The organism is Ruegeria sp. AD9 (assembly GCF_056542305.1).
Genome location: NZ_JBQFZP010000009.1, coordinates 69,761 through 87,629 on the forward strand (window position 1 = coordinate 69,761; position 17,869 = coordinate 87,629).

The following is a 17,869-nucleotide window of genomic DNA, read 5'->3' on the forward strand; positions in this document are numbered from 1 at the left end:
ACCCGTTTTTTAGGGGATTCTGAAAAAAAAGGTCCGATTCATGCGATACTCTGGTTTCAAGGTCATCAAAGAGGCTCTTACCGGGCACAAAGGGTGGACACCGGCCTGGCGCGAGCCAGAGCCCAAGCCACATTACGACATCGTCATCATCGGCGGTGGCGGTCATGGCCTTTCAACGGCGCATTACCTGTCCAAGGTATTCGGCCTCCGCAATGTGGCGGTGATTGAAAAAGGCTGGATCGGTGGCGGCAACGTCGGGCGCAATACAACCATCATCCGCTCGAATTATTTGCTGGACGGCAACGAACCTTTCTACGAGTTCTCGCTGAAACTGTGGGAAGGTCTTGAGCAGGACGTAAACTACAACGCGATGGTCAGCCAGCGCGGGATCATCAACCTGATCCACACGGACGCCCAGCGCGACGCCTTTACGCGACGGGGCAACGCCATGATCCTGAACGGCGCGGATGCCGAGCTGCTGGATGCCGAACAGGTGCGCAAGGAATACCCATTCCTGAACTTCAACGATGCCCGGTTCCCGATCAAGGGCGGGCTGGCCCAGCGGCGCGGCGGCACGGTTCGGCACGACGCGGTGGCCTGGGGATATGCCCGGTCGGCGGACAGCCACGGTGTCGATATCATCCAAAACTGCGAAGTGACCGGTTTCCGGATCGAAAACGGAAGATGTCTGGGCGTTGAAACCTCGAAAGGGTTCATTGGCGCAGGCAAGGTTGGCTGTGCCGTGGCCGGAAATTCAGGGCGTGTCATGGGCATGGCGGGTATGCGGTTGCCAATCGAAAGCCATGTCCTGCAAGCCTTCGTTTCAGAAGGTCTGAAGCCGGTTCTGCCTGGGGTCATCACCTTTGGCGCGGGGCATTTCTATGTCAGTCAATCCGACAAGGGCGGGCTGGTCTTTGGTGGCGATATCGACGGGTACAATTCGTACGCACAACGCGGCAACCTGCCCGTGGTCGAAGATGTCTGCGAGGGCGGCATGGCCCTGATGCCGATGATCGGTCGCGCGCGCCTGCTGCGGATGTGGGGCGGGATCATGGATATGTCCATGGATGGATCGCCCATCATCGACCGGACCAGCATCGATGGCCTCTATTTCAATGGCGGCTGGTGTTACGGCGGGTTCAAGGCAACTCCGGCGTCGGGGTATTGCTTTGCGCATCTGCTGGCAAAGGATGAACCGCACCCGACCGCAACCGCCTACCGGTTCGACCGGTTCCGCACTGGTCGCATGATCGACGAAAAAGGTATGGGCAACCAGCCCAACCTGCACTGAGGGGAGCAGCACCATGATCATCCATCATCCCTTGCTGGGCCCGCGTGACAGTTCCGAATTCGTCTATCTGGGAGACGCCTCCTTGATCAACAGGCCCGACTGGCAGGCCGAAAACGCGGCCGAAGCGTTTTATGACTACGCCTATCTGCGCGACAATCCAGCTGGCGAACACCGCGAGTTGTGGTTCCACGAGGGGGGCGACCGTTCCTGGTTGGTCGTGACCCGCAATACCGCGACACATGAGATTTCCAAAGTGGAACTGGCCCGTGACGTGGCCCGGGCACAGGGGCGCTCCAAATGACTCAAGACAACAGGCTGAGCGGCGGTCAGATCGACCGCACCAAAACCCTGAACTTCAAATTCGACAACCGCAGTTACACTGCGCATCCGGGCGATACGCTGGCCTCGGCCCTTCTGGCCAATGGCGTGCGCCTGATGGGCCGGTCGTTCAAATACCATCGCCCGCGTGGCGTGCTGACTGCCGGTTCGGAAGAACCCAACGCCCTTGTCGAGCTGCGCACCGGCAACCGTCAGGAACCCAACACCCGTGCCACGACCGTTGAGATGTTCGAGGGGCTTGAAGCCCATTCCCAAAACCGCTGGCCCAGCCTGAAATTCGATGCTCTGGCAATCAACGACAGATTCTCGACCTTTCTGACGGCGGGGTTCTACTACAAAACCTTCATGTGGCCTGCTGCGTTCTGGGAAAAGCTGTACGAGCCGATGATCCGCCGCGCTGCGGGACTTGGGTCGTTGTCGATGCAGGAAGACCCCGATGAGTATGACAAAGGGTTCCGGCATTGCGATCTGCTGATAATCGGCGCGGGTCCAGCCGGATTGATGGCGGCACTGACTGCGGGCCGGGCCGGTTCCGAGGTCATTCTTGCGGATGAGGATTTCGCACTTGGTGGGCGGCTCAACAGTGAAACCTTTTCGCTGAACGACGGTGATGCGACCGAATGGGTTAAGCAGAGTGTCGCTGAACTGTCAGCAATGCCCAACGTCCGCCTGATGCCGCGCACGACCGTGATCGGTGCCTTTGATCACGGCATCTATGGTGCAGTTGAGCGGACGGGCGATCATCTTGCTTCTCTGCCTTCCGGTAAACCGCGCCAGATACTCTGGCGCATCTACGCCAAACGCGCCCTGTTATGCGCTGGCGCGACCGAGCGGCCCATCGCGTTTGAAAACAACGACAGGCCTGGCATCATGCTGGCAAGTGCTCTGCGCACCTATGCCAATCGGTTTGCAACCACGGCGGCGCAACGTGTCGCCATCTTTACGAACAACGATGACGGCCACCGCACAGCTGCGGATCTGCACGCAAAAGGTATCAGGATTGCTGCCGTCGTCGACGTTCGTGACGACGCTCCGACCAGCCATGACTATGAGGTTCTGCGGGGCGCGCAGGTCAGGGACACCAAAGGCCGACTGGGGCTGACCTTTGTCGAGGTTGAGCTGGCAGACGGGTCGTCGCGCACGCTGGACTGCGGGGCGCTTGGCGTTTCGGGTGGCTGGAACCCCAACGTGCATCTGACCTGCCATCAACGGGGGCGTCCCGCGTGGAACGAAGATCTGGCGGCCTTTGTCCCCGGAGCGGACTTGCCGCCTGGGCTGTCCGTCGCGGGGGCGGCAAATGGTGTGATGTCCACCCATGGCGCCCTGCAATCCGGGGCAGAAGGCGCGGCGCAGGCGCTGGGCCTGAAAGGCCCGCTGTCCGATCTGCCTAAGGCCGAGGATAACCCGATCTCGCAGAAACCGTTCTGGTATGTTCAGGGTTGCAGCCGCGCGTGGCTGGATCAGCAGAACGACGTGACCGTCAAGGATGTGAAGCTCAGCCATCAGGAAGGGTTCCGCTCGGTCGAGCATTTGAAACGCTATACCACGTTGGGCATGGCTACAGATCAGGGCAAGACATCGAACATGGGCGGGCTTGCGATCATGGCCGAGCTTGCGGGTAAGTCCATTCCGGAAACCGGCACCACGATCTTCCGCCCGCCCTATACGCCCGTTCCGATTGCAACCTTTGCTGGCCGGATGAAAGGCAAGGAGTTTCATCCCACTCGCCTTACCCCGTCACATTACTGGGCCAAGGAACGCGGCGCGGTGTTTGTCGAGGTCGGCAATTGGCTGCGCGCGCAGTGGTTCCCGCTGCCCGGTGAAACCCATTGGCGGGAATCCGTGGACCGTGAGGTGCGCCAGACCCGTGCCTCGGTCGGGGTGTGCGACTGCACCACGCTTGGAAAGATTGATGTTCAGGGTGCGGATGCGGCGGATTTCCTGAACAGGGTCTATTGCAACGGATTTGCTAAACTGGCCGTCGGCAAAACCCGCTATGGGCTGATGTTGCGCGAAGACGGAATTGCGATGGATGACGGTACCGCCGCGCGTCTGGCCGAGGATCATTTCGTGGTCACCACCACAACTGCCAATGCGGTCAAGGTCTACCAGCATATGGAATTTGTCCGGCAATGCCTGTTCCCGGACATGGATGTGCAGCTGATCTCGACCACCGAAGCCTGGGCACAATATGCGGTAGCCGGGCCCAATTCGCGCAAACTTCTGCAAAAGATCGTGGATCCCGAGTTTGACATCTCGAATGAAGGCTTCCCGTTCATGGCTTGCGGCAACATCACCGTATGCGGCGGGTTGCGCGCGCGGTTGTTCCGCATTTCCTTTTCGGGCGAATTGGCCTTTGAAATCGCGGTTCCATCGCGATACGGCGACGCGCTGATGCGGCGTTTGATGCAGGAAGGCGAAGAGTTCGATGTCGTACCCTACGGCACCGAAGCGCTGGGCGTCATGCGGATCGAAAAGGGTCACGCCGCAGGCAACGAGTTGAACGGAACCACCACCGCCCTGAACCTTGGAATGGGTCGGATGGTATCCAAGAAGAAAGACAGCATCGGCTCAGTCCTGTCCGAGCGTGAAGGGCTGAACGAACCAGATGCTTTGATGATGGTTGGCATCAAGCCTGTGAACGCTGGCGACAAGGTAACCGCCGGAGGGCATCTGATGAATGCCACGGGTCCCGTGGATGCTGCCCATGATCAGGGCTATGTCACATCGGCGGCATTTTCGCCGTCGCTGGACAGCCATATCGGCCTTGGCTTTTTGAAAAACGGCGTCACACGTCAGGGCGAAAAGATGCGCCTTGTGTCGCCAGTGACCGATCTGACGGTCGAGGTTGAAATCGTCTCGGCCCATTTCGTCGACCCCGAGGGAGAACGGCTCCGTGCATGATCTTGAAGCAATAACCGCGCTGGGTGAAACCGAACCCAAGATCGACAGGGTCGGAAGCGTGACCTGTACCGAAACTCCGGGTGTGGCGCTGGCCTCGGTCGCCGCTCGGCTGGGTCGGGAAAACAAGACCCGAAACGTCGTATCCCAATTGATCGGAGTGGAAACGCCTGGCGTTGGTAAGTTTACCGGCGGGCCGATCGTAGCCTTCTGGGCCGGGCCTGATCAATGGATGATAGAAGCGCCCTTTGAGACGCATGAAGATCTGGCGCATCTGGTGAAAGAAAGCACTGGGGATAACGCATCGGTTTCCGAACAGACAGACGCATGGGTCAGGTTTGATCTGGACGGAGAGGGCGTGTTGGCAGTGCTGGAATTGCTAAGCAGTCTGGATTGCCGAAAAATGGCGGTCGGTGCCGCATCCCGCACGTCAATCCATCACCTGGGATGTTTCGTCCTGTGCCGTGCTTCTGGTTCGTTCAGTGTCTACGGGCCAAGATCGTCTGCCGGGTCACTGCATCATGCGATTGTGGCCGCAATGAAATCGGCGCTTTGAAGGCAAGGTCAGCTTGAGGGCAGCGGGGCGTTGTCTTCGACCCGAAACCGGTTGATCCGTCGCCGGTCCTCGCTGGGGCTTAAACCAAAGGCGGACCGATAGTGTGTCACCAAAGGCGTGACCGAGCTGTATCCGATGGCCGCAGCGATGTCGGCAATAGGGTCCTTGGTATAGACAACCATCTGACGGGCCGCCTTCATCCGCATGGACCGGAAATAATGGCTGGGGCTTTGCCCCGTGGCCTGTTTGAAGGCGCGCTCGACCTGGCGGGAGGTGACGCCCGTTTGATCCGCTATGTCCGCGATCGAGATCGGATTGCCGATACGGCTTGCGAACAGGTCGACACATCGCGCCACAAGCGGCGGCAGCTTTTCACCCGTGGCAGGTTTGCTTGCACTGGGCACCTGTTGCTGAACACCCTCCCCTCTCATCATCGGATGCTGGAACCAGCAGGCCACCTCATGTGCGACTTCGCCGCCCAACCGGTCCTGAATCAGATGCAGGGCCAGATCAAACGCGGCCGCCGCGCCGGCCGCAGTATACCGCGTGGCATCCGACACGATCACTTCGCGCCGCGCATCTATCTGGGGAAACTCGGCCAGAAATGCAGCCTCGTAACACCAGTGCACCGATACCGGATGGCCGGTCATGACCCCCGAGCGCACGAGCGGGAAAACGCCGCCGCTGATACCGCCCAGAATTGTCCCGTGTCGTGACAAGGCCCGCAACGCACCATTCCCCTGGGTCGGGTTTCTGAAGTCCGAGGTCGGACTGCTGAGCAGGAACAGAATATCAATCGGCTGGCAGTCTGAGAGGTTGCGTTCAGCCTCAAAACGCACATGAGCGCTGGAGCTGACCTTTCCCCCGTTTTCCGCCACAAGAGACCAGCGAAATGCCTCTTGCCCGGCGATCTCATTTGCAGCGCGCAGCGGTTCGATGACCGAGGTCAGGCAAGCCATCGGAAAGCCATCGAACAGCAGAAACCCGATCTCAATTCTATTTTCTGTCAGCATGAGCGCTACACTATCAGTAAATCCTGGTTCGGCCCGGATTGCTCCTTGGCCGCTCTGGCCTGCGGAAACGGTTCCAACAAGTGTAGCAAAACACGGAACGTGCGAAATCGAAAAAACACGCAACAAACATGGCGAAAATCGGGGTCAGGGGCCTCATTCGGATTGACAGGCTGAAAGGGACAAAGGTTTCGCAGGTCCATTTGTAGGTCTGGCGATGCCGTAGATGCTGGACCCGTGACGGCTGAGACCCTAACGTGGCCTCAATGCTTCGCTATACCCTTAAACGACTGATCTCATTGCTTGCCAGCCTTGCCGTCGCCTCGGTGGTTATCTTCGCCGTGATCGAGGTCGCGCCGGGGGACCCGGCCTCGTTCATGCTGGGTGTCAACGCGCAGGAGGATACGTTGGCCGCGCTGCGGGCTGAACTGGGTCTGGATGGATCAAGGGTACAGCGGTATTTCAACTGGGTCGGGGGGATGGTGGCCGGGGATTTCGGCACCTCGTACACCTACCGCACACCGGTGTCGCAGATGATTGCGGACCGGCTGTGGGTATCGTTGCCTTTGGCGCTATATGCGCTCACGCTGTCCACACTGATCGCCTTTCCCGCCGGGATCTATGCCGCCGCGCGTCGGGGCAAGCCCGGGGATCTGGCGGTGATGGGGGCGACACAGCTTGGTATCGCGGTGCCGAATTTCTGGTTCGCGATGATGCTGGTGCTGATCTTTGCCATAAACCTGCGCTGGTTCAATGCCGGTGGGTTTGTTGGCTGGGGCGAGGGTGTTTGGGCGGGGCTGCGTTCGCTGACTTTGCCCGCCATTGCGTTGGCCCTTCCTCAGGCCGCGATCCTGGCCCGCGTCATGCGATCCGCGCTGCTGGATATTCTGGGCGAGGATTTTATGCGCACCGCGCGGGCTAAGGGATTGTCGCGTCGTCAGGCTCTGTGGCGGCATGGGGTGCGAAACGCGCTGATCCCCGTGCTGACGATCATCGGCTTGCAGTTTTCCTTCCTGCTGGCCGGGTCGATCATCATCGAACAGGTGTTCTACCTGCCGGGCCTCGGGCGGTTGGTGTTTCAGGCCATTTCGGCCCGCGATCTGATCGTGGTTGAATCGGTGGTGATGCTGCTGGTCTTTGCGGTGATCACCGTGAATTTTCTGGTGGATCTGGCCTATGCAGCCGTTGACCCAAGGCTAAGGAGCCGGTCATGAGCCGCAACCTGATTCTGGGCGCGGCGCTGTCGTCGCTGGTGGTGCTGGCGGCGCTGGCCTCGTTTGTCTGGACACCCTACGACTATGCCGCGCTGGATATCCCCAACAAACTTCAGACGCCCGATGCACGGCACTGGTTCGGGACGGATCACTTCGGCCGCGACATGCTCTCGATGATCATGGTCGGAGCGCGCACTTCGATTGCGGTGGCGTTGGTGGCTGTGGGGATCGGCATGGCGCTGGGCGTACCCCTTGGCCTGACAGCCGCCGCGCGCAAAGGATCGTGGTTGGATGAGGTGATCATGCGTGGCAACGATCTGGTCTTTGCCTTTCCCTCGCTGGTCATCGCCATCCTGATAACGGCTGTGTTCGGTGCCGGTGCCATCAACGCGATCATTGCGATCGGTATTTTCAACATCCCCGTCTTCGCCCGCATCACCCGCGGGGCCGCATTGTCGCTGTGGGAGCGCGAGTTCATACTTGCCGCCCGTGTGTCGGGCAAAGGTGCCGCACGGATATCAGCCGAACATATCCTGCCCAATGTTGCCAACCTGCTGATCGTTCAGGGTACCATCCAATTTTCATTGGGCATACTGGCCGAGGCGGGACTGTCCTATGTCGGTCTGGGCGCGCAGCCGCCGACACCCAGTTGGGGCCGTATGCTTGCGGACGCGCAGACAATGGTCAGTTTTGCTCCGCATTTGGCTCTGATTCCGGGCATGGCCATCATTGTCACCGTGCTGGGTTTGAACCTGCTGGGTGATGGTCTGCGCGACTGGTTGGATCCAAGGGTCAGGGTGGCGCGGGCATGACGTTGCTGCAAGTCGAAAATCTGTCCCTGTCGATCCACGGGGTGCTGATCCTGAAACGGGTCAACTTGTCCATCGACCCGGGCCAGATCGTGGCGGTGACAGGTGAAAGTGGTTCGGGCAAATCCATTACAGCACTGGCTGTGATGCAGCTTCTGCCAAACGGGGCAACGGCAGACGGCGTGATCCGACTGGACGGCACTGACCTGCTGACCCAATCCGAGGCCGAGATGTGCGCCTTGCGTGGCGCGTCTATCGGGATGGTGTTTCAGGAACCGATGACGGCACTCAACCCGGTGAAAACCATCGGCGATCAGGTGATGGAGACCATCCTGATCCACAAGGCAATGCCTCCTGCTCAGGCTCGGACCCGTACCGCAGAGGTTTTGACCCGGGTTGGCCTGCCGCCCGACAGGTTCCCTCTGTCGCGCTATCCGCATGAGCTGTCGGGCGGGCAGCGTCAGCGTGTGGTCATTGCAATGGCCATCGCATTGCGCCCTAGGCTTTTGATCGCGGATGAGCCGACGACGGCACTGGATGTCACAACGCAGGCGCAAATCCTTGATCTGCTGAAAGGGCTGGTTCGCGAATATGATATGGGCTTGCTGATGATCACCCATGATCTGGCTGTGGTCTCGGACATGGCCGATCAGATTGTCGTCATGCGTCACGGCGAGGTCGTCGAAAGTGGCGCGACCCGAAACCTGTTTCGAGATATGCAGCACCCCTATACCCGCATGTTGTTCGAAGCTTCGGGTCATCAGGTCACCCTGCCTGAACCTACACAGCAACGCCCGCTTCTGGAGGTTTCGCAGGTCGTCCGGGATTACCGCCTTCCCCGCAAAGGTCTGCTGGAACCGCCGCGTCACCACCGCGCGGTGGATGGTGTCAGCTTTACCCTCAACCGAGGGGAGCGTTTAGGGCTGGTGGGCGAGTCCGGTTGCGGAAAATCGACCCTAACACGGGCTATTCTGGGATTGGAAGAGATCCAATCCGGTCAGATCCTGCTGGACAGTCAGCCGGTTTTCACCGGCCACAGGCCCAACCTTGCGGTGCGTCGCAAGATGCAGGTCGTGTTTCAGGATCCCTATGGCAGCTTCAACCCCCGCCACCGTGTCGCGCGCCTGATTACCGAACCCTTTCACCTGTTGGAAACGCCACCAAAGGGTTCCGAACGCCAGGACCGGATCGCAGAGATGCTGACGGCAGTGGGCCTCGGCCCCGATGATGCGGGCAAATACATTCACGAGTTCTCGGGCGGGCAACGCCAGCGGATCGCCATTGCCCGCGCTCTGATCATTCGGCCGGAACTGATCCTGTTCGATGAGGCGGTCTCAGCCCTCGACGTTTCGGTGCGCGCCCAAATCCTCGATCTGCTTGCCGAACTCTGCGATGCTTATGATCTGACTTACCTGTTCATCAGCCACGATCTGAGTGTGGTGCGTACCATCACCGATCATGTTCTGGTGATGCAATCCGGACGAATTGTCGAACAAGGCAAGACCAAACAGGTATTCTCGGACCCGCAGCATCCCTACACGCAAACCTTGATCGCCGCCGCGCCCCAATTGCCTGAAATCGGGAAGTTGTCGGCGTAAAACCCTTTGTTAGAGCCTGAATGGAGACCAAAATGACCCAACCACTCTGGTTTGACCCCACCCTTTGCATGATCGGTGGAAACTGGACGCCTACGGCATCGGGCGAAACATTGCCGTTGACCAACCCGTCAGACGGGACCGAGATCTGCCGGATCGCGCGCGGCTCGGGCGCGGATATTGACGCGGCGGTCTCCGCCGCCAGATCTGCGTTAAAGGGCGACTGGGGGCGCAAGGCGGCCTTGGAGCGTGGTCGCATCCTGACCCGGCTGGGACAATTGGTGTTGGAGCGCGTGGACGATCTGGCGCGGCTTGAGGCGATGGATGTGGGTAAGCCCCTGACGCAGGCTCGCGCCGATGCCATTGCGTTGGCGCGCTATTGTGAATTCTACGGCGGTGCAGCGGATAAGGTGATGGGTGAGACCATCCCCTATCTCGATGGCTATACCGTCTATACCCTGCGCGAACCCCATGGGGTGACGGGCCACATCGTGCCGTGGAACTATCCGATGCAGATTATTGGGCGTTCGGTCGGGGCGGCGTTGGCCATGGGCAACGCCTGTGTTCTGAAACCGGCAGAGGAGGCCTGCCTGACCGCGCTGGCCTTTGCCCATCTCGCACAGCAAGCGGGTCTGCCAGCAGGTGCACTGAATGTTGTGCCCGGTCTGGGGGCCGAGGCCGGAGCCGCACTGTCCGGGCATCCGGGGGTCAACCATATCTCGTTCACTGGTTCGGTCGCCACGGGGGGCCTGGTGCAACAGGCTGCGGGGCGAAACGTTGTGCCTGTGACGCTGGAGCTGGGCGGAAAATCCCCGCAGTTGGTGTTTGACGATGCCGATCTGGATGCCGCTCTGCCATTTCTAGTAAATGCGGGCATTCAAAACGCGGGGCAGACCTGCTCGGCCTCCTCCCGCATTCTGGTACAGCGCGGTGTCTATGATCAGGTCAAATCCCGCATGACCGCGGCCTATGAACAGCTTAGCGTTGGGCCCGCGATGCAGGATCTTCGCGTTGGGCCGCTGATTTCCGAGCGGCAAAAGCAGATGGTAAACAGCTTTCTGGACAAAGGCGCCGATCTGACCGTTGCGGCAAAAGGGACGATCACAAAGGACGCGCCGGAAACCGGGGCTTATATCCGACCCACCTTGTTCGCGGACGTGCCACCGGATCACCCGCTCGCCCGCGATGAAATCTTCGGCCCGGTTCAGGTTCTGATCCCGTTTGACACCGAGGAACAGGCTCTAATCATTGCCAACAGCACAGACTACGGCCTTGTCGCCAGCGTCTGGACACGCGATGGTGCGCGGCAGATGCGGTTGGCGAAAGGGCTGCACGCGGGTCAAGTCTTCCTCAACAACTATGGGGCAGGCGGCGGCGTTGAACTGCCTTTTGGCGGCGTGGGCAAATCCGGCCACGGCCGCGAGAAAGGCTTTGAGGCGCTTTATGGCTTTTCACAACTCAAGACAGTGGCCGCCTATCACGGGTAACAAGCGCCAGACCTGTCAGATCATCGTTTCTTTGGCGCATGCGCGCTCCAGATTTTGTTGATGTATTCGCAAGGTGTGGAACCGCTGAAGGTGGCGAGACTACGCGTAAGTTTGTAACCCGCGGTGAAATCACCAAAGCGCGGGTGACTCAGCACGAGGACAGCAATTTTGAGAAACGGTTTCGCACGGTCTGAAGGCATAGGAGATGAATCTGTAAACGGAAATCCTACCAACGAGGTACCCCCACCCCCAACACTGGATGGATCTGGTTCGCTCTGAGCATTCCAAGGAGGATTGCGCGGCCCCAACCGACACCGGAGAAAGCGGTAAGCAAAGTGATACTGGCCCGTCGCATCGGCGTCGCACGTGATTAGTTCGAAAAACCGGACGTACTTATCCGCAAAGCAATGGCATGCGCATCGCAATATATTTTTTTGTTAAAAAGTGGTGAGCCGTGCAGGACTGTGCGGGATGAGGGAAATCAACAGCTTGCGCTGGCGAACCGGAAAATCCCACCCCTTGATTTGATTGGGCTTTTCGGGCCTCTGGCGAACCGTTTCAAGGTGCCTAGAAATCGAAAGGCCGCTGACTGGGCTGGCACCCACGTCAACGGCCAAGTCGAAAAGTTTGCACGGAATGGATACCAGATCGCAGGCGTGATCGCAATTGCGGGAGGGGCTGATGTCTGAGGTTCTGCCCTTCTGCAAGATCAAGCTGCAATACCTGCTGGAGATGGTCACGGACCACGAGCTGGACGACAACGCCCTGCGCGTGGCCCTCTACCTCGCCCTGGCCCATGCGGACCACGAGACCGGCGAGAGCCGCCCGTCTTTCGAGACTATCGGCGCAGCCATCGGCAAGCACGCCAAGTCGGTCAAGCGCGCCCTGAACAAGGTCGAGGCGGCAGGCTATATGACCGTGGAGCGTGGGACCAATAAGGGGAAATCCTCGCGCTACCGTCCGACCGAAGCGGCGCTGAAACGGGCCACCGAGCGCCGCCGGGAGGGGGACAAGGTTGTCCCGCTTAGCCGCGCCAAAGGGGGACAATGCTGTTCGCAAAGCGGGACAGACCTGTCCAGCAAAGGGGGACAGGATCGCCCCCCGAACAGAGAACAAGAACTTAGAAAAGAACAAGGGCGCGCATCCGCGCCGGATTTGCCCGATGAAGGGCAATCCGGCGGAACGAGCCCGGACCTGGTGTTTGTCCCGAGGGGCATCTGCTTTGTCCGGGACTGGGATGCGCGGCTGGCCCGGGAAGGCATGACGACGCTGGAACGCAGCCTGCCCCTGTCCCCGCACGAGCATCACCTGGGCTTCTGGCTTCCGGCCCGGACACCGGCCCCGGTGGACAGCGCGGAATGGCAGGGGCAGTTGCGCCTTCTGCGTGATGTCATTCGTCAGGCGGAGGATGGCGCATGCGCTGCGTCGTCCGCACCCCGCATCACGTCCTTTGCACCGCGTCAAGTGCAGCGCGCATCGCGTCTTTCGCCGGATGTTGTCCCGACTATGGGGGAGAACCGCCATGCGGTCTGAGCAAACAGCAAGGCGACCCATGTCATACGCTGGCGCGGATGACACGGGACCTTGCGAGGGGCGGCGAGCCTCCCCTTCGAACCCCACCGGCGCGGGCAAGCCCCGCGCAAAGGAGCCGCTGACGGAGACCTTCGTCTTCCGTTGCACGGCGGCAGAGAAGGCCGAGCTGCGCGCCAAGGCCGAGGCAGCTGGCCTGCCCGCCGCGACGCTCTTGCGCGAAGCGCTCGGGCTTACCGAAGCGCGCCGCCGCAAGCCCGTGCCGCGCGTCGATCCAGCGCTGGTGCTGGCCGTTGGGTGCATCGGCGGCAACCTAAACCAGATCGCGCGCTGGCTGAACCGCGCAATGCTGGTGGGCCGCGCCGACCTCGACAGCCTGACCGTTGCGCGCCGCCTTTTGGTGATCGAACGCCAGCTTGCCCAGATCGTTGAGGCGGCGCGGCGGTGCTGATCAAGTTCTTCCCCAACGGCAAGGGCGCGGGTGCTGGCCCGGTCGGCTATCTCGTGGCGGAGCGCGTGTTGGCCTATGACGGCAACCGCGACCTGATCCGCGATGCCGATGGCCAGCCGCTGACCGTCACGCGCGATCCCCTGCCCGAAGCGCTGCGCGGTGACCCAGGCCGCACCGAGGCGTTGATCGACGCCAGCCGTCACCAGTGGACCTACCGCGCGGGTGTGATCAGCTTTGCTGCAGAGGATACGCCCAGCGAGGTGCAGCAAGCCGAGGTGATGGACGCCTTCGAGCAGCTGGCCTTCGCCGGGTTGGACGGCGAGCAATATGACATGCTCTGGGTCCGTCACAGCCACGAGGACCGCGTCGAGCTGCACTTCTGCACCCCGCGTCTTGAACTGACCACCGGGCGCAGCCTCAACATCGCGCCGCCGGGCTACCAGGACGCCTATGACAGCCTGCGCGACTTGATGAACCAGCGCCACGGCTGGGCCGATCCGATGGAACTGGAGCGCGCCCAAGAGATCCGCGACACCATCGAGGCCCCGACCCGGGCCCATGGCCGCGACGAGCTGCATGCGTGGATCCTCGATCAGATTTCGATGGGTCTGATCGAGGATCGCGCCAGCATGATCGACGTGCTTACGGATGCAGGCTTCGACCTACCCCGCGTCGGCAAGGCCTACCTGACCGCCCTCGATCCCGAGACCGGCGAACGCTGGCGCCTGAAAGGAGAGATTTTCCATGAAGACTGGCAAGCCGACCCGGCTGAGCGAGAAGCTGAACGCGGAGCTGGACACCATACGCAAGGACTACGCCGCCTCGATGGCGTCCCAGCTGGAGAGCTTCAGGACCGATTTGACAGCCATTGCGAGCGACGCGCGGCGTACCATCGAGAGCGATACGCGCCGCTTCCTGAACGAGAACAGGAGCTTGTTCGAGACGCGGACCGAACAGATCAGGCGCTGGCTGACGATCTCGCCTTGGATGATCTTGGGGCTGGTCGTGACGGGGATCGCCTCGATGATGGCCGCGAGCTGGTTCTGGACGGTGCTGCTGACGCGCTCGGAGCTGACGGAACTGGGCCTGACACGGATCGACCAGGGGGAGCAGACCTGGCTGACGCTGGACCCCGACAGGACCGCGCTGAAAACCTGCACACTGGCCGGGACGCCGGTCATCTGCATCAAGATCGAGGAGAGATGAATGACGACGCCCCTGACAGCCTTGGAGCGAGACTTGCTCGCCTGCGTCGAGCGGTTGGTGACGGCCTGCGAAACCTCAGCCGCGGAATTGAGCGGCTTGGAAGCGCGCTCGACGAAGAGGCTGCAAGCCCAGTTGGATGGTATCGCGGGTTGCGCGACGCTGCTCATACGCTCGCAGATCGCGTCAATGCAGGCGTTGCGTGGCTTGCTGAGCGAAGAGGCCACCTACAACGCGCTGGACGCGAAGTTGAACGAGAGCTTGACCTTAGCGAGGCACGCCGAAGAGAGGCTGAGACGGAGCTAGAGGTGCGGGATCGCGAGATGGATCGGGGGCTGACGCATTGAGTATGATGCCAACCTGTGGGTTGGCAGGTGGGAACCGTTTGTCATGCTGTGGCGTGGCAAACGGCCCTTTCATAGCATAGAGGTCGCTTGAAAAGACGATCAAGAAGGGATCAAGAACGAAAGCTACAAGATTTAGTCGTTCCATTTTTCAGTGAACCAGATTTGGTACGATCTTTACTGGATCAGTGGTATTTCAAGAAGGGTTTGGTGCTCAGGATCAAGACAGGATCAAGAAAGTCAGCGATCCCATGAAGCGCCTAAGATGTTGATTTCAATCGAACTATCTAAATCTACGCAAAGCTAAGCAGTTAGAAAATCAAGAGTGGATCAAGAAACTATGCCCACCAAGGATGATACCCTGCTCTTGGGTGGTCTTCGTCCGCATACTTGATGAGCCCTGCTTCCAAGGCTCTCCTCAAGACACCAGAAGCCTGCGCCGCGTTCTTTGTATCAATCCCAAACCTTTGACAAAGGGTGGCGTTCTTCATACGTTCTCCGGCCATGAACTGCAAAACAGCATGAAAATAGGAGGCACGGACGCGTTCCTCGCCGCTCATTTCAGCGAAGGTTCTGGGCCCATAAAGAACCACCTGCATTGAGGTCTTATTAGCTTTCAACAATGGTGCGGGCAGTTGAAAGACCTCCACTTCCCGGAACACCTTATCCAAGCCACTTCCCTGTTCTTCACACATACCCATACGCCTCATGAGCGACGCCAATGACTCATTTCGGGATCGCGGCGGAAGATCAATCATGCGATCAGTATCAACAAGCGGCGCTCCTGGATTCGTGATTTCGATACGGTCCTCAAAAAGCTCGACTTGCGGTCCCGCACCCGTAATGGTCATGTCTTGGTGAATAAGGGCATTCGCCACAAGTTCACGGATCGAAAGTTGTGGAAACAGTGGGTGTTCTTCTCGAAGAGCTTGCCCAATGTGCTCATTCTGCGGAAGCAAGCCATTGATGTATGAAAGAAGCCCTTCAAAACCGGATGCATAGCCTTTCTGGCCGTCCCGGCGATGCGTAACTGTCGCTGTTCGATCCACGCCATGATAGCGCACAAACCGAACGGCCTTGCGTTCAAGACTGCTACCAAACTCTCTGAGATCAATTGCGAACAATATGGCTCCGAGGTTCGTAATGTTCCAGCGACCTCCGACATCTTCTTGGATAAGCCGATCCCCAGCCAGCTTTTCAAGAATATGATCGCGGTTGGTTGGAAACTGTTGTCGGGTAAGCGAGAAATAGGAGGGATAGTCCAGCAACCGCAGTACATCGTCAGAGGACAAATAGCTGGCAGCGATACCTTGCTCCCAAGTGTAAGGCCTCATTTTCTCAATCAATGCCTGATATCGGCCAGGATCGTCGGACAGCTTCGGTGTCGCGCTTCCTACCCGAATGTACGGAACGCTTTCAAAACTTGTCGGTGCCATGGTTGGAGCTGGGATTTCCAACAAGATCACGTTGCCGTCCGGGTGCGCAACTGACCGGAAGTTCAATGCCGGGGCCGGGCTAAGCCTTTGCCGCAACCACAGCTCGAATACCTGGTTGCCAATCTGTTTCGAAAAAGGATCGAAAACCGTCCCGATAACATCATGAGTGCCATCTTCAATTCCCCAAACGAGGAAGGCCTGTTCCTTCCCTTCCAGCCGAGCGGAGTTCGAAAGGGCAGAGATCAATTTTCCGATCTTGGTTTCATCCGACAAATTGCTCTTGAATTCTAGCCAAGGAGTTTCCACGGGTTGTGAGCGCAACTCGTCAATTAGGTCTATGTCACGTTGCGTATTCAAAAATTTCTCCGCGAGGTGAATCGGCTTGCGTGAATGACGCACTCCAAGTTTCTTTCATTCCTGGGGTCATAAGTTTTCAGATGCCCAGCGTTCAGCGGCATGTCGTTCAGTGACATCAATTTTCCTGAAAGCCCCTTGCAGCCTCTTCTTAACAGCAGATTCGGTAGTTCCCAACCGCATAGCAATTTCGATGTTTGTTCTCTTTGGCGCAAGTTGAGCGAGTGCTTCCGCCTGCCTCAAAGTTAGCGAATTAGGCAAAACCGGATTCGTCCCTTTTCCGACAACGGTATGTGACCTCGTTTCAATAAGCTCTGCTGCATGTTCCGAAAGCTTGTGCATCTGAGTACTTTGTGGAAACTGAGCTGCCATACCGACAATACCGTGCAGATAAGCCAGTTCACGCCGAGTCAGCCTTGTCGCCTGGCTGAACCGGTGAAGCTTCGCTCTGGTGCGTTTGCGCCATACGCGAGAAGGTTGCATCTTGTCGTTTATGACAACCCCGGTCACCTCCATGCGTCCTTCCGATCCTGCAAACCGGGTCTTCTCCGGTTTTAGATCGAATCCAATCGACTCCACAGCTTTCTGTACGGAATCAAGAAATGCCGGTTCAATTCGTTGCTGTGAGCTGAAAGTCAGATCATCCGCATATCGCGAGTATCGGTGGCCTGCCTCGTCGGCCAATTGTGACAGCTGCTCATCCAGTCCGCGTAGAACCAAATTGGCAATGGCCGGGCTTGTCGGCGCGCCTTGCGGCACACGGTCGTCTAGGCAGCACAAATCTGCCAGCATGTCCGCCACATCTTCCGTGTAACCGAGCGAGACAAAGATTTCACGCACTTGGTCAATCGTGATCGACGGAAAAAACTGCTTGATATCAACGTTGAGAACGTGCTTCGCGCCAAAATGATACCTAGCGTTCTGAACAGCACTTCGCCTGGCCACAAACCCGAATACGTTTTCAGCGATTTCGACGTGGTTCAGGACGTTGTCCAAGATCCACCACTGGATGACCTTAAGGTATGTCCGTGGCGTATCGATATCTCGCTTGGTACCGTCCTTCTTCTTCAAGGGAAAGGAACGATAATGTTTCCTGGGACGACGGCGGATTGAGAAAATCGTCTTTGGGCTGATCCCTAGGAACAGCGGCAGTGCGCCTGTGGTTGGTATAGGCGGCAACCCAAGCTCGCGGAAACGCGCGGCTTCATCGTCGGAAAAGCCGCCCTGCTCTGCCCGAAGAATCTCTTCAAGATGAGCAAAATCTTTTGGGAAGTAGTATGAGCGAGTTGGCATCTACAGCAACTTCCAGTCTCTGAAGTGAAGACTGCCTTGAGCGCGTGGCCTAGGTC

At 59.0% G+C, this 17,869-nt stretch carries 14 protein-coding genes; 11 read left to right on the forward strand and 3 right to left on the reverse strand.

Going from position 1 to position 17,869, the window contains the following annotated elements; translation table 11 throughout:
- The first annotated feature begins 40 nt into the window (after positions 1-40).
- From ACR0AM_RS14040 to ACR0AM_RS14055, 4 genes are read left to right on the forward strand one after another with little or no spacing between them, the layout of a single operon-like run.
- Positions 41-1,291 carry a sarcosine oxidase subunit beta family protein gene (locus ACR0AM_RS14040; RefSeq protein ID WP_480506552.1) on the forward strand — a complete coding sequence of 417 codons (1,251 nt, stop codon included), beginning with the start codon at positions 41-43 and terminating at the stop codon, positions 1,289-1,291.
- 13 nt (positions 1,292-1,304) lie between these two features.
- Complete coding sequence (locus ACR0AM_RS14045; protein ID WP_480482731.1) at positions 1,305-1,592, forward strand: sarcosine oxidase subunit delta; 288 nt, start codon at positions 1,305-1,307, stop codon at positions 1,590-1,592.
- Positions 1,589-4,534, forward strand: coding sequence for a sarcosine oxidase subunit alpha family protein (locus ACR0AM_RS14050; protein WP_480623226.1), 2,946 nt, complete (start codon positions 1,589-1,591; stop codon positions 4,532-4,534). The genes ACR0AM_RS14045 and ACR0AM_RS14050 overlap by 4 nt, the downstream gene beginning before the upstream one ends.
- Positions 4,527-5,087, forward strand: coding sequence for a sarcosine oxidase subunit gamma (locus ACR0AM_RS14055; RefSeq protein WP_480623227.1), 561 nt, complete (start codon positions 4,527-4,529; stop codon positions 5,085-5,087). The genes ACR0AM_RS14050 and ACR0AM_RS14055 overlap by 8 nt, the downstream gene beginning before the upstream one ends.
- A gap of 8 nt (positions 5,088-5,095) precedes the next feature.
- On the opposite strand, the gene ACR0AM_RS14060 is transcribed toward ACR0AM_RS14055, so the two are convergent.
- Positions 5,096-6,100: a GlxA family transcriptional regulator gene (locus ACR0AM_RS14060; RefSeq protein WP_480494956.1), complete on the reverse strand. Its 1,005-nt coding sequence runs from the start codon at positions 6,098-6,100 to the stop codon at positions 5,096-5,098.
- Positions 6,101-6,363: 263 nt separating this feature from the next.
- Between ACR0AM_RS14060 and ACR0AM_RS14065 the strand changes: the two genes are divergently transcribed.
- The 7 genes from ACR0AM_RS14065 (at position 6,364) to ACR0AM_RS14095 (ending at position 14,733) form a co-directional block, all read left to right on the forward strand.
- Positions 6,364-7,311 carry an ABC transporter permease gene (locus tag ACR0AM_RS14065; RefSeq protein ID WP_480494955.1) on the forward strand — a complete coding sequence of 316 codons (948 nt, stop codon included), beginning with the start codon at positions 6,364-6,366 and terminating at the stop codon, positions 7,309-7,311.
- Complete coding sequence (locus ACR0AM_RS14070) at positions 7,308-8,123, forward strand: ABC transporter permease (RefSeq protein ID WP_480623228.1); 816 nt, start codon at positions 7,308-7,310, stop codon at positions 8,121-8,123. Before ACR0AM_RS14065 ends, ACR0AM_RS14070 begins: the two co-directional genes overlap by 4 nt.
- Positions 8,120-9,718 carry an ABC transporter ATP-binding protein gene (locus tag ACR0AM_RS14075; protein ID WP_480623229.1) on the forward strand — a complete coding sequence of 533 codons (1,599 nt, stop codon included), beginning with the start codon at positions 8,120-8,122 and terminating at the stop codon, positions 9,716-9,718. The genes ACR0AM_RS14070 and ACR0AM_RS14075 overlap by 4 nt, the downstream gene beginning before the upstream one ends.
- A 32-nt stretch (positions 9,719-9,750) precedes the next feature.
- The gene (locus ACR0AM_RS14080; RefSeq protein WP_480623230.1) at positions 9,751-11,202 is read left to right on the forward strand and encodes an aldehyde dehydrogenase family protein; all 1,452 of its coding nucleotides are present in this window, start codon (positions 9,751-9,753) and stop codon (positions 11,200-11,202) included.
- A gap of 681 nt (positions 11,203-11,883) precedes the next feature.
- Positions 11,884-12,735, forward strand: coding sequence for a helix-turn-helix domain-containing protein (locus ACR0AM_RS14085; protein ID WP_480623231.1), 852 nt, complete (start codon positions 11,884-11,886; stop codon positions 12,733-12,735).
- A gap of 19 nt (positions 12,736-12,754) precedes the next feature.
- The gene (locus ACR0AM_RS14090) at positions 12,755-13,183 is read left to right on the forward strand and encodes a plasmid mobilization protein (RefSeq protein ID WP_480623232.1); all 429 of its coding nucleotides are present in this window, start codon (positions 12,755-12,757) and stop codon (positions 13,181-13,183) included.
- Positions 13,177-14,733 carry a relaxase family protein gene (locus ACR0AM_RS14095; RefSeq protein ID WP_480623233.1) on the forward strand — a complete coding sequence of 519 codons (1,557 nt, stop codon included), beginning with the start codon at positions 13,177-13,179 and terminating at the stop codon, positions 14,731-14,733. The genes ACR0AM_RS14090 and ACR0AM_RS14095 overlap by 7 nt, the downstream gene beginning before the upstream one ends.
- 335 nt (positions 14,734-15,068) lie before the next feature.
- On the opposite strand, the gene ACR0AM_RS14100 is transcribed toward ACR0AM_RS14095, so the two are convergent.
- Both ACR0AM_RS14100 and ACR0AM_RS14105 read right to left on the reverse strand, forming a co-directional pair.
- The gene (locus tag ACR0AM_RS14100; RefSeq protein WP_480623234.1) at positions 15,069-16,523 is read right to left on the reverse strand and encodes an ATP-binding protein; all 1,455 of its coding nucleotides are present in this window, start codon (positions 16,521-16,523) and stop codon (positions 15,069-15,071) included.
- A gap of 66 nt (positions 16,524-16,589) precedes the next feature.
- Complete coding sequence (locus tag ACR0AM_RS14105) at positions 16,590-17,813, reverse strand: retron St85 family RNA-directed DNA polymerase (protein WP_480623235.1); 1,224 nt, start codon at positions 17,811-17,813, stop codon at positions 16,590-16,592.
- Positions 17,814-17,869: the final 56 nt, after the last annotated feature.